10 protein-coding genes are annotated in these 12,881 nt (G+C 57.9%); 7 read left to right on the forward strand and 3 right to left on the reverse strand.

The window, feature by feature from the left end; translation table 11 throughout:
• Positions 1-89: 89 nt before the first annotated feature.
• On the reverse strand, positions 90-1,418 hold the full coding sequence (locus CJ187_RS07255; RefSeq protein WP_102216907.1) for a GntP family permease: 1,329 nt from the start codon (positions 1,416-1,418) through the stop codon (positions 90-92).
• A 123-nt stretch (positions 1,419-1,541) separates the two neighbouring features.
• A complete protein-coding gene (locus tag CJ187_RS07260) occupies positions 1,542-2,054 on the reverse strand; it encodes a gluconokinase (protein WP_102216908.1) in 513 nt (170 codons plus the stop codon).
• 168 nt (positions 2,055-2,222) lie between these two features.
• Here CJ187_RS07260 and CJ187_RS07265 point away from each other — a divergent pair, with 168 nt between their 5' ends.
• Complete coding sequence (locus tag CJ187_RS07265) at positions 2,223-2,930, forward strand: FadR/GntR family transcriptional regulator (protein ID WP_102216909.1); 708 nt, start codon at positions 2,223-2,225, stop codon at positions 2,928-2,930.
• Between the two features lie 86 nt (positions 2,931-3,016).
• On the opposite strand, the gene brnQ is transcribed toward CJ187_RS07265, so the two are convergent.
• Positions 3,017-4,420 (reverse strand): branched-chain amino acid transport system II carrier protein, encoded by a 1,404-nt coding sequence (gene brnQ, locus CJ187_RS07270; protein WP_102217074.1) that lies wholly within the window; start codon positions 4,418-4,420, stop codon positions 3,017-3,019.
• Between the two features lie 148 nt (positions 4,421-4,568).
• On the opposite strand from brnQ, the gene CJ187_RS07275 reads away from it, so the two are divergent.
• From CJ187_RS07275 to CJ187_RS07300, 6 genes are all read left to right on the forward strand, one after another.
• A complete protein-coding gene (locus CJ187_RS07275) occupies positions 4,569-5,369 on the forward strand; it encodes a class I SAM-dependent methyltransferase (protein WP_199171107.1) in 801 nt (266 codons plus the stop codon).
• A 129-nt stretch (positions 5,370-5,498) separates the two neighbouring features.
• Positions 5,499-6,890 carry a glutamate-1-semialdehyde 2,1-aminomutase gene (hemL, locus tag CJ187_RS07280; RefSeq protein WP_102216911.1) on the forward strand — a complete coding sequence of 464 codons (1,392 nt, stop codon included), beginning with the start codon at positions 5,499-5,501 and terminating at the stop codon, positions 6,888-6,890.
• A gap of 133 nt (positions 6,891-7,023) precedes the next feature.
• The gene (locus tag CJ187_RS07285; RefSeq protein WP_102216912.1) at positions 7,024-8,574 is read left to right on the forward strand and encodes a Re/Si-specific NAD(P)(+) transhydrogenase subunit alpha; all 1,551 of its coding nucleotides are present in this window, start codon (positions 7,024-7,026) and stop codon (positions 8,572-8,574) included.
• Positions 8,575-8,579: 5 nt separating this feature from the next.
• Complete coding sequence (gene pntB / locus CJ187_RS07290) at positions 8,580-10,001, forward strand: Re/Si-specific NAD(P)(+) transhydrogenase subunit beta (protein ID WP_102216913.1); 1,422 nt, start codon at positions 8,580-8,582, stop codon at positions 9,999-10,001.
• A gap of 205 nt (positions 10,002-10,206) precedes the next feature.
• Positions 10,207-11,838 (forward strand): peptide ABC transporter substrate-binding protein, encoded by a 1,632-nt coding sequence (locus tag CJ187_RS07295; RefSeq protein ID WP_102216914.1) that lies wholly within the window; start codon positions 10,207-10,209, stop codon positions 11,836-11,838.
• Between the two features lie 108 nt (positions 11,839-11,946).
• On the forward strand, positions 11,947-12,873 hold the full coding sequence (locus tag CJ187_RS07300; protein WP_102216915.1) for an ABC transporter permease: 927 nt from the start codon (positions 11,947-11,949) through the stop codon (positions 12,871-12,873).
• Positions 12,874-12,881 lie beyond the last annotated feature (8 nt).

Here is a 12,881-nt window from a genome sequence, read left to right on the forward strand (position 1 = left end):
TACGTGATAAATGTAGGCCCCTTAGGTGTAGCGGTATTTTCACCTAAGGGGCCTGTTCGCAAATACGTTTTTGCGGCTTGAGGGGGTGGCTATATCACCACGGACATGCCGAGCACGCACACTAGCCCAACTACGGAGAGCACGGTTTCCATGAGCGACCAGGTTTTGATGGTCTGCATGATGGTCATCCCGAAGTACTCTTTAACCAGCCAGAATCCGGCGTCGTTCAAGTGGGAGAAGAACACGGACCCTGCTCCGATGGCAAGCACCATGAGGGCGCAGTGCGTGGGGGACATGCCGGCGGTGAGGGGCACCATGATGCCGGATGCGGTCACTGTTGCCACGGTTGCCGAACCGGTTGCCAAGCGGATCAGTACGGCTACTAACCAGCCGGCGAGCAGCGGGTTCAGCGCCGCGCCCGTGAGCCCGTGGGCGATCACATCGCCAATTCCGGAATCCACCAGGGTCTGTTTGAAACCACCACCGGCAGCAACGATTAGGAGGATCGACGCAACGGAAGCGAGCGATTTACCCACCTGTCCGTTAATGAAGTCGCGGGTTCCACCTTGCATGAATCCAAGTACGAACATGGCAACGATAGTGGTGATGAACAGGGCGCTGAGGGGGTGGCCGATGAACGCAATTGCCCGGCCCCACGCCTGCTCCTGCATGCCGAGTAGGTCCACCACGGAACCGGCTAGCATCAAGACGACTGGCAGCAAAATCACGCTCATCGCCTGCCCGAACGAGGGTTTGCGCTTCAGCTCTTGCTCGGCCCCGCGTGCGTCCTCACCAATAACCGGAGTGTCCAGCGGCATCCGGGCCAGTACTTTGCCCAGCAGCGGCCCCGACACCACCACGGTCGGAATCGCAACTAGCAACCCGAGCCCAAGCGTTAATCCGAGGTTCGCGTTAAGAGCTGAGATAGCTACCAGTGGCCCCGGGTGCGGGGGTACGAACGCATGCAGGGTAGATAGGCCCGCGAGCGCGGGAATGCCCAGCAAAATGACGGGTAGTTTAGACCGTTTTGCCGCGAACAAGACCACGGGAATCAAGATCACGACCCCGACTTCGAAGAACATGGGGATCCCCACTACGAACGCAATCAGAGTGAGGGCCCACGGCAATAGTTGCATTGGGGTTTTCCCCATGATCGTGTCCACGATTACGTCCGCCCCACCGGAGGCGAACAATAAGGTGCCAATAATCGCCCCGAACGCGATTAGTAATCCAACTCCAGCTACGGTGGATCCCACGCCGGCGGTGAACGAGTCCCACGACTTATCGAACGGCACCCCCGCGCATACCGCCATGGTGAACGACCCCACCATGAGTGCGATAAACGGGTGGACCTTCCCCAGCGATATCAACAAAACAATGACGATAATGCCCGCCAAAGCAGCAAGTATCAAACTCATATTTTAGCTTCTTTGCTCTACTTAACCCTGTTTGTTTAACCCTGTTTAATTAATCTGCCGCGATTATGTGGTGCGGCACTGATTTTCTTAATGCTCCGCGTTTACCGAGTTCGCATCCTTTAACTAGTGCGCAGCCTGGAGCTTTTCGATTGCGGCGATTGCCTGCTGTATTTCCGATTCTTTACTGCCGTCGACGTTCACCACTACGCCTCCCTCATCAGCCTCCAGGGGCTGCAGGGTTTCGAACTGGCTGCGCAGCAGTGAGGCGGGCATAAAGTGGTGGGGCCGCTCCTTCATCCGCTGCGCCAGAACCTCCTCGGTTCCCTCCAGGTGAATAAAGAATACGGGCACGTCGTCGCGCAACACGTCCCGATACGCACGTTTGAGCGCTGACGAAGACACGACGGTGGACTCGCCTGCCTCCGCCTTGTCTTTCATCCACGTGTTTATGGAACGTAGCCACGGCCAGCGATCCTCGTCATTTAAAGGTACGCCAGCGGACATTTTGTCAATATTTGCCTGAGGGTGGAACTCATCTCCCTCTGCGAGCGTGTATCCCAGTTGATCGTGTATCGCCTCTGCAACAGTGGATTTGCCACTGCCAGCAACGCCCATCACAACTACGTGAATGCTCATGCGTTCTCCTTCAACTTCGTCGTCGGTCCGGTAGCCACACGTAGGCCGCCACACCCGTTAGGTAGCACCTATCGATCAAATCGTAGTACTTATTATAAGCATGAGGGGACAAAATACCACCCGCATATAGAAATATGTAAGAATTAGTGCGCGGGAGAGCGGGGAGCTATGTTGGACAATCAGCAGCAAAGAGAGGCATTACTGTACGAACGCATCTGCACTACCTTGGCTGTGGAAATCCTCGATGGCGACTGGCCAGAGAAGACCGCGCTCACGCTAGAAGAAATCCAGCACCGGTTCGGAATCTCCCGCACAGTGGCGCGCGAGGTTGCGAAACTACTCGAAGCGGTGAACGCCGTGACTGTTCGGCGTCGCGTCGGACTGGTGCCAAACCCGGTGCAGCAGTGGGACGCGTTGAACACGCAGGTAATTCAATGGAAACTTGCTTCCACCCACCGTAAACAACAACTGCTTGACCTGACTGAACTGCGGTTAGCGATCGAACCGGCTGCCGCCGCGTCGGCCGCGCAAGTGGCGCCTGCGCAAGTACGCGCCCTGATGCCCGTGCTGGCGGCGCAGCTGCGCCGCACCGGGGAAGCCGGTGAGCTCGATGAGTTCCACGTGCTCGACATCCAGTTCCACACCACCTTGTTGCGCCACTCTGGGAACGAACTGTTCTCTGCTTTCGCCGACGTGGTGGCCACCGTTTTGCGCGGCCGCGTGGAACTGCACATGTACCCGCAGCGTCCAAAACCAGAAGCGTTAGATGCGCATGAGGCCGTGGGCGCAGCCGTGTGGGAAGGCAAACCCGAGCAGGCGCGGATCGCGATGCGGCAAATAGTGGACGAAGTGGCGCACGCCCTGGACATACCCTAAAGGCCGGGGCTCGCTCGCTTGCCGCCCCGACCTTTAGGTACCTTGCGCACCGAGCATTGACTAGCCCTGTGCCTCAAGAGACTGTTTTATAAGCCGCGTGCACCCTCCAGGATCGCGCCGTCAGATTCAGCCACGTCCTCAAACTCGTGCTTAATGCGCCCCTGGTACGCATCAAGAACCATGCCTGCAATGAGCGCCACCAGCGCGGGCATAACCCAAGCCATCTGCACCTGCCCCAGCGGAAGCATGTCCATGTAGTAGCGCAGGCCTTCAAAAGCTGGTAGCTCGGTTGAATACAGGGCCTCAAACGCAGAAATGAAGAACGCTACCCAAGCGGGAAGGCGATACGCCCACTTCAACTTTCCCGGCACCGGAATGTCCACCAAGCACACCACAATCACGCAGATCGCAGCTGGGTAAATGAACTGGTTGAGGGGCGCAACAACCTTGAGGATAGCCTCCAGACCCATATTTGCCAACAAGAGGGAAACCGCAATGTGCACGGCAACCATCTGCTTGTACCCAACGCGGGGGAACAGGGTGCGGAAATACTGAACGGAAGCCCCCACCAAACCGACTGCGGTGGTAAGGCACGCGAGCAAGGCGATGAGCCCAAAAATCACTTGCCCACCGTGGCCGAACAAAGAAGACGCAGCGGTGGCAAGTGCTTGCGCCCCATTCGTCAGCCCCTGCCCGGCTACGCGGTTACCCAACAGGGTGAGCCCAATGTAAACGAGTGCCAGCAAGGTACCCGCGATCACTCCGGCTTTCGCAGTTCCCGAAAACACCTGCTGCTTCGTCTTGAAGCCGCGGTTGCGCAGCGACACGATAATTACGATGCCGAACACGAACGAGGCGAGCGCATCCATTGTGAAGTAGCCTTCGATTATGCCGGTGGGCATCGGATTGTCCGCAAACTTAGCTGCCGGCGCCACCGCTGTGGACGGGAGCTTAAAGAACGCCGCCGAAATAAGTACGACCAGCAAAATCACCAGCGCAGGCGTGAGCCACGCTCCAATGCGTTCCAACAATTCCGTGGGGTTAAGCACCATGAGGGTCACCACCGCGAAAAACACGAGCGTGTACACCGCCAGGCCAACGGCGTCCGCCGAAGTTATGTCCGACGGCTGCCCACCAGAAGTGAGGAGGGGTTTAACCGACATTTCGTAACTGACGGTTGCCACCCGCGGAATCGCGTAGAGCATGCCGGTCGACAAGAAAACCGTGACGGTAAAAACTAGCCCGGGCACTCGCCCAATCCGATTCGCAATCCCCGTTATCCCATCTTGTGACGTTGCCACCGCAATCATGCCCAGCACCGGCAGCAGCACGCCCGTGCACAGGAACCCAATCAGTGCCCACGACACGTTTGTACCGGCGTCCACCCCGATCATAATGGGGAAAATCAAGTTACCAGCACCAAAGAACATGGCGAACAGCGCCAGGCCCGTGATGACTAACGTATAGGTTTTACTATCACGAAACTTCATTTGGGTACTCTCTTCTTCCAACCCGTTGATGGTTCCATGCATCGTACCAACTTCCCTGATTTGCCCCGCAAAGCGTCTCTAATACTGGTATTCTGTTGGATTACCTTCTTTTTTATGCTTTTTGAGGCACCGCGCTATGCTGATGGGCATGCGCATTCCCCCAGCTTTGCCACCCACCGAACCAGGCCGGCCACACCCGGTGGGCGATAAGCAACCTTGGGACCGACACGCACCTCAAAACGCGTTTGAACGCGCAACCGGTGAGTACGACCAGTACCGGCCGCGCTACCCGCAGTCCACGATCACTGCTCTGGCTAATCTCGCGGGCGACGGTGAGGTGTTGGACGTGGGGTGTGGCACGGGGATCCTCACCCGGCAGTTAATGGACGCGGCCCCAAACGCGCAGGTCAAGGGCGTGGAACCCGCTCGCGCGATGCGACAACAAGCATTGGAACGGGGGGTGAACTGCATTGACGCGACCGCGGAAGATACCCACCAGCCTGCGGCAAGCATAGACCTGGTTACGTTCGCTCAGTCTTGGCACTGGGTCGACGCCCAGGCCGCGAGCGCGGAACTGGCTCGGATCCTCAAACCAGACGGGGCCGTGGCGATACTTTTTAACCAGTTGGATGTGCGCATCGAGTGGGTGCACCGCCTCACGCGGATTATGCGGTCGGGGGATGTGCACAGGCCAGACACGCCCCCGAAACTGGGCCCGCAGTTTACCCGCCCCGAACTGACGGTGGACACGTTCACTGTGCGCATGCTACCAGAACCAATAATGGCGCTGGCCCGAACCCGCTCCAGCTACCTGCGGTCAACGCCACGCAACCGGGGGCGTATGCAAGACAACCTGCGCTGGTACTTGTTTGACCACCTGGGGTATGCCACCGAACAAACCGTGACGCTGCCGTACTACGCACTCACGTGGACGGCGGGTTTGCTCTAAACGCCAGCTTCTGGCAACCACGCGTTTACTCGTGGGCAGCAGCGCGTTTGCGTCTGTGAGCGGCGGAGTTTGCGGTAGTTTTTACGGGTGTTTCTGCGGTAGGTGCGGCGCCTACATTAGACTGATCCCATGGTTGAAACACATTTTGATTCGGACGAAACCCCCACTGCGTCAACGCAGTTGTCGAACAAAGAACTGTTCGAAGCCGCTAAAACTGTGATTCCCGGGGGTGTGGACTCCCCGGTTCGTGCCTACGGCAACGTGGGGGGTGTACCGCGTTTCATTGAATCCGCGGGGCAAGCCCTGGTCCGCGATGTGGAAGGGCAAGTGTACGTCGACCTCGTTGGGTCGTGGGGGCCGGCTCTGCTGGGACACTGCCACCCAGAAGTAGTGGAGGCCGTGAAAAAAGCCGCCGAGGCAGGGTTGAGTTTTGGCGCGCCCACCGCCTCTGAAACCCGTTTGGCGCAGGCCGTGCAAGAGCGCGTTCCGTGCGCAGAGAAACTCCGGTTTGTTTCCACCGGTACGGAAGCCACGATGACGGCTATCCGCCTGGCGCGCGGCGCTACAAACCGCGACCTACTCGTAAAATTCGCTGGCTGCTACCACGGGCATTCAGATTCACTGCTTGCCGAAGCTGGTTCGGGAGTGGCCACGGCAGGGTTGCCTGGTTCAGCTGGCGTCACCGAAGGCACTAGCAAAGACACCATCGTAATTCCCTACGGTGACACCGAGGCCCTCCGCGCCGTTTTTGAACAGCGCGGCAACGAAATCGCCGCGGTTATTACTGAAGCCGCGCCCGCGAACATGGGGGTCATTACCCCACCCGAGGGATTCAACCAGGCGATCCGCGAAATCACCTCCGAGCACGGGGCCCTCATGATTTTTGACGAGGTCCTAACTGGCTTCCGCGTCTCCCCCTCCGGATATTGGGGGTACGAAGCGCTGGGTGAGAAAGCGGCGACGAACCCCTCCTGTTCAATCGCGGCGTACACCCCGGACATCTTCACGTTCGGCAAAGTGATTGGTGGCGGAATGCCCCTGGCGGCCGTGGGTGGGCGCGCAGAATATATGGATTTACTCGCTCCCCTCGGGCCCGTGTACCAGGCCGGGACCCTGTCGGGCAACCCCCTGGCGACCGCGGCGGGGCTCGCCACGTTAGAGCTTGCCACCCCCCTCATGTACGAACGGATAAACTCCGTCTCTTCCGTGCTGCGTTCGAACCTCGCGCAAACACTGCAAGCCGAAGGGGTTCCATTTACAATCAACAACGCGGGGAACCTGTTCTCGCTATTCTTGGGGGAAGGCCCTGCCGAACACGGCGTGCATAACTACGAGCAAGCCAAAGCGCAGAACACGGACGCGTACCGCGCGTTCTTCCACGCCATGCTGGACGAGGGCATCTACCTCCCACCCTCCCCGTTCGAAGCCTGGTTCGTGTCCAGTGCGCACACGGACGAGAACGTGGGGGCGATCCTAGACGCGTTCGGCCCAGCTGCTCGCGCCGCCGCGCAAGCACTATAAGCACTACCCGGGGGCCATAAGACCACGCGAATGCGGGTTTAGATTTATGCTGATTTAGGATCGATATTCGTATATCCTCCAATTGTTTACAAGATCAATTGTTAACAAAATGTGAAACTTCGAAGGAGACGTCGTGCGCATAGGTGTGCCCAATGAGGGGACGGAGCGTCGTTTAGTTGCGTCCACACCCAAATCGGTGGGGAACCTAATTAAGTTAGGTTACGAAGTGACGGTGGAATCCGGTGCTGGGGAGTGTTCCCACTACCCGGATTACCAGTTTGAGGACGCGGGCGCGCACATCGGTGACGCCCCCTCCGCATGGGGAGCAGACATCGTCCTGTCCGTTGGCACGCCCACCACCGAGCAGTTGGACCTCATGAAAGAAGGGGCCACGCTGATCGCTCAACTTGCCCCCGCCCGCAATGAAGACCTGGCCGATAGCCTGGCGGAACGCAAGATCACTGCGCTCGCAATGGATACGGTGCCGCGCATTTCGCGGGCCCAGTCGATGGATGTGCTGTCGTCTCAAGCGAACGTGGCTGGTTACCGGGCGGTGATTGAAGCCGCGAGCGTTTTTGGCCACCTGTTCACTGGCCAGGTCACGGCAGCTGGGAAGATGCCTCCGGCACGCGTGTACGTAATTGGTGCGGGCGTGGCTGGTCTGGCAGCAATCGGTACCGCTAACTCAATGGGCGCGCAAGTGTACGCCACTGACGTGCGTCCGGAAGTGGCGGAACAAGTCGAATCCATGGGCGCAACATTCGTGCCGATTCCCGTGGCGCAGCAAGAATCCACAGATGGATACGCTAAAGAACTGTCCCAAGACGACCTAGATGCGGCGCAGAAACTGTACACGCAGCAGGCGGCGCAGGCAGACATTGTAATCACCACGGCGAACGTACCGGGCCGCAAATCCCCCGTGCTGCTCACCCGCAGCGCAGTGGAGCAGATGAAACCCGGTAGCGTCGTCGTCGATATGGCGGCGGCAAACGGGGGTAACTGCGAACTCACTGAAGCCGGAAGAGTCACCACCACGGACAGCGGGGTGCTGATCGTCGGCTACACGGACCTTCCCGCTCGCCTGCCCGCCCAGTCCTCCCAGTTGTATGGGCAGAACGTGGTGAACCTGTTGAAACTACTCACTCCCAATAAGGATGGGCAGCTGAACTTAGATTTGGATGACGAGGTGGTGCGCGCCATTACCGTTACCCACCGCGGCGACATCCTGTGGCCACCGCCGCCCATCAAAGTGTCTGCGGCCCGCCCGACTCCGGCTGCGAAACCAGATCCGGCGGCAGAGGCAAAGCAGAAAGCTGAACAGTCCCGCAAGGCAGCCGCGAAGAAGCGCCACCGGATTCTCGGCGGTGGCCTCGCCGCCCTGGTGCTGGCCGCGCTCGTGCTGGCCTCCCCCACCGCAGTGATTGGCCACTACATGGTGCTCGCACTCGCGGTGGTGGTTGGGTTCTACGTGATCACAAACGTCACGCACTCACTGCACACGCCCCTCATGTCTGTTACGAACGCGATCTCCGGGATCATCCTGGTGGGCGCTATTTTGCAAGTCGGCTCCGCAAACCTCCTGGTGTCTGCCCTGTCGGTAGTTGCCATCATGGTTGCGTCCATTAACATCTTCGGCGGATTCACGGTCACCCACCGGATGCTCGCCATGTTCAAGAAGGATTAGGCCCCATGCTCGGAATTGGACTGAACTCGATTGTTGCACTGGCCTACATTGCGGCCGCACTACTATTCATATACGCGCTAGCGGGCCTGTCTAACCAAGAGACCGCGCAAAAAGGTAACAACGCCGGGGTGATCGGCATGACCATCGCGGTGGCCGCTACAATCGCACTGGCGCTAACCTCGCATCCAGACCGGGGCGTACTAGTTACCGCAATTTTGATTGCCGTCGCGATGGCGGCAGGCGCAGTGATCGGCATTATCCGAGCCAAACGGGTTGAGATGACGGGGATGCCCGAACTCATCGCTCTGCTGCACTCATTCGTTGGTTTAGCCGCAGTGCTCGTTGGGTACAACTCTTATTTGGCGCCAGACCGGGCGTCCGCTGCCCTGGGTGGCTTCCACCTGGGGGAAGTATTCCTCGGGGTCTTTATTGGTGCCGTCACGTTCACCGGCTCTATTATCGCGTACCTGAAGCTATCTGGGAAGATGAAGGGCGCGCCCCTGACTCTGCCGGGGCGGAACCTGCTTAACCTCGCGGCGATCATCATCTCGGTCGTGCTGATGGTGTTCTTTGTGCGCCAAGACGGCGTAACCGGTTTGGGAATCACCCTGCTGGTAGTTATGACGATAATCGCGCTTGCGCTCGGCTTGCACCTGGTGGCAGCTATCGGCGGTGGGGACATGCCGGTGGTTGTGTCGATGCTGAACTCGTACTCCGGGTGGGCTGCCGCAGCCGCTGGGTTCATGCTGGGCAACGACCTGCTGATTATCACGGGGGCCCTGGTTGGTTCCTCGGGTGCGTACCTGTCTTACATCATGTGTAAAGCCATGAACCGCTCGTTCGTGTCCGTCATTTTAGGTGGGTTTGGTTCCGATGGCGCAGTCGCATCCAAAGATGAGGAACAGGGTGAGCACCGCGAGATCACAGCGAGTGAAACCGCGCAACTACTGAAAGACGCCTCGAAGGTTATGATCACACCCGGTTACGGCATGGCGGTGGCGCAGGCACAGTACCCCGTTGCAGATCTGACGAATCGTTTGCGCGCATCCGGGGTGGACGTGGAGTTTGGGATCCACCCGGTAGCTGGGCGCCTGCCTGGACACATGAACGTGCTTTTGGCAGAAGCGAAAGTACCGTACGACATCGTTAAAGAAATGGATGAGGTTAACGACGACTTCGGTGACGTCGACGTCGTGCTCGTGATCGGCGCAAACGACACGGTTAACCCCGCTGCGGAAGAACCGGGCTCCCCAATTGCGGGAATGCCGGTGCTGCGCGTGTGGGAGGCCGCGAACGTGGTCGTATTTAAACGCTCCATGGCTACCGGTTATGCCGGCGTGCAGAACCCACTGTTCTTTAAAGACAACACCCAGATGTTGTTCGGCGACGCAAAGGCTTCGGTGGAGGCAATAATTTCCGCACTGTAGGCAGCGCGTTCACTCCACTCGCTAGATGGTGAACCAGCGCCGGATTACGGGGGCATAATATTCTGCAACTCACACGGTTATATCACTTCGCTGAACGTTTTCTTCTCACTTAGTAAGACTTCTTTCTGAGGGCAATATCGCTTTGGTAGAGTCCACAGTTACACAACGACCTATCCCCAACAGTTGTGCGAGCGAAGGAAGAATAATGAACCTGAAAAGAATGGCAGCTCTTGCTGCTACGGCCGCTCTGGCCCTCACAACCGCTGCGTGCGGATCCGGTGGGGACAACGAGTCTGGCGACTCGGGAGCAACCGGTGGTTCCAACTACGTGACCTTAAACGGAACGGAACCGCAGAGCCTACTGATCCCCTCCGCCACCAATGAAGTGGGTGGCGGACGAATTATCGACATGGTGTTCGCAGGCCTTGTCTACTATGACGAAAAAGGCGAGGCGCACAATGAGATCGCGGAATCCATTGATGCGAACGGCGACTCCACAAAGTTCGACATCAAGCTCAAGAAAGGCTTGAAGTTCTCCGACGACACGGAAGTGAAGGCCGACAACTTCATTAAAGCTTGGAATGACGCGGGTAAGCTGTCGAATGCACGCCTATCTGGCGCATTCATGGAACCGATCAAGGGGTACTCCGACAAAGAGGATTCCGAACTGACCGGGTTGAAGAAGGTGGACGATTACCACTTCACCGTGGAACTAAACCAACCGACTGCCGACTTCCCACTGCGCTTAGGCTACTCCGCGTTCGCTCCCCTACCTGATTCCGCGTTCGACAACGACGGCAAGGTAACGGACGAGTTCGGAGAGAATCCCGTTGGGTACGGACCCTACAAAATGAAAGAAGAGGGCGCTTGGGAGCACAATGTGCAAGCCACCCTGGTGCCGAACCCGAACTATCAGGGGGACCGCAAACCTCAAAACGATGGGTTGGTATACAAGTTCTACACGAAAATGAATGCCGCTTACGCGGATGTACTTGCCGACAACCTGGACGTGCTTGATGCTGTAGACGAGTCCGCGTTCGCCACCTATGAGCAGGACGTGGCCGGCCGGTTCTCTAACAAGCCGGTCGCAACGTCGCAAAGCTTTTCCATCCCCTACATTGAACACTTCCAAGACGATGAGGAGGGGCGTTTGCGGCGCCAAGCTATTTCCATGGCGATTGACCGCGACGAAATTACGTCCACGGTATTCCACAAGACCCGCACGCCCGCTAAAGACTTCTCCGCTCCCGTTATCAACGGTTACACGGATAAACTAAAGGGCAATGAAGTTCTCCAGTTCAACCCGGAAAAGGCTAAAGAACTGTGGCAGAAGGCCGATGAAATCGCGAAGTTCTCTGGCACTTTTGAGATTGCTTACAACGCGGATGGGGGCCACCAGGGGTGGGCGGATGCCGTGTCGAACTCGATTAAGAACACGCTCGGCATTAACGCGCAGGGGAAGTCTTACCCAGACTTTAAGTCACTGCGCACCGAGATTACGGACCGCACTATTAAGACCGCGTTCCGCACCGGTTGGCAGGCGGATTACCCGGGCTTGTCAAACTTCCTCACACCAATTTTTAAAACCAATGGAAGTGCGAACGACGTGGATTATTCGAATCCCGAGTTCGACAAGCTTCTGAACGAAGGGGACTCGGCCACGTCGGTTGACGACGCGAACCAGAAGTACCAGCAGGCGGAAGAGATCCTCTTGCAGGAACTCCCCTCAATCCCCACGTGGTACGACAACTCAGTTGGCGCCTGGTCAACTAACGTCGACAACGTCGTATTCAACTGGCAGGGCGTGCCGGAAGCTTACAAGATCGTGAAGAAATAGCGGTTCTGTACCGTCTTTAAACACTGGGGGCGGCCAACTTGGCTCTTGCGAGCGGGCCGCCCCCACGTGTACACATTTTTTGTTTTCTACTTATTCAAAGGAAGTTCGATGCTGCGATATGTCGGCCGGCGCCTACTGCAGATGATTCCTGTGTTCTTGGGCGCGACTTTCCTGATTTTCGCCATGGTGTATTTGATGCCTGGTGATCCGGTGGTTGCGCTCGGTGGGGACCGGGGGATGACCCCAGAAATGCGCGCAGAGATAGCGTCTAAGTTCAACCTGGATAAACCGTTCTTGGTGCGCTACCTGCTTTATTTGAAAGGCGTGGTGACGTTCGATTTCGGCACCACGTTTTCGGGCCGTTCCGTTAACGAAGTGATGGCGGGCGCGTTCCCAGTAACCGTAAAACTGGCGGTTATGGCCCTTATTTTTGAGGCTGTGCTCGGCATAGGGTTCGGCCTGGTAGCTGGCTTGCGGCGCGGAGGCCTGTTCGATTCCACCGTTTTGGTGGTTTCGTTGCTCGTGATTTCCGTCCCCACGTTCGTAATCGGTTTCGTCCTCCAGTTCGTTGTGGGGGTGCAGTGGAAGCTGCTGCCCGCCACCGTTGGGCCAGATACGTCTTTTTACCGACTTTTAATGCCCGCGATCGTTTTGGGAGCCGTGTCTTTCGCATACGTCTTGAGGCTCACGCGCCAATCCGTGTCAGAGAACCTGTCGGCGGATTACGTGCGTACCGCACGGGCTAAAGGCATGGGGCGCACCGCGGTTATGAACCGTCACATTTTGCGTAACTCCCTGATTCCCGTGGTCACGTTCTTGGGTGGTGACCTGGGAGCGTTGATGGGCGGAGCGATTGTTACCGAAGGTATTTTCGCTATCAACGGTGTGGGTGGCACGATGTACCAGGCGATTGTGCGTGGGGAAGCCGCCACCGTGGTTTCATTCACCACTGTGCTGGTGGTGGTTTACATTATTGCGAACCTCCTGGTTGACCTGTTGTACGCAGCCTTGGATCCGCGGATCCGGTACTCCTAAGGAAGGGG

It is taken from the genome of Gleimia hominis, from assembly GCF_002871945.2.
In the GTDB taxonomy this organism is placed as follows: domain Bacteria; phylum Actinomycetota; class Actinomycetes; order Actinomycetales; family Actinomycetaceae; genus Gleimia; species Gleimia hominis_A.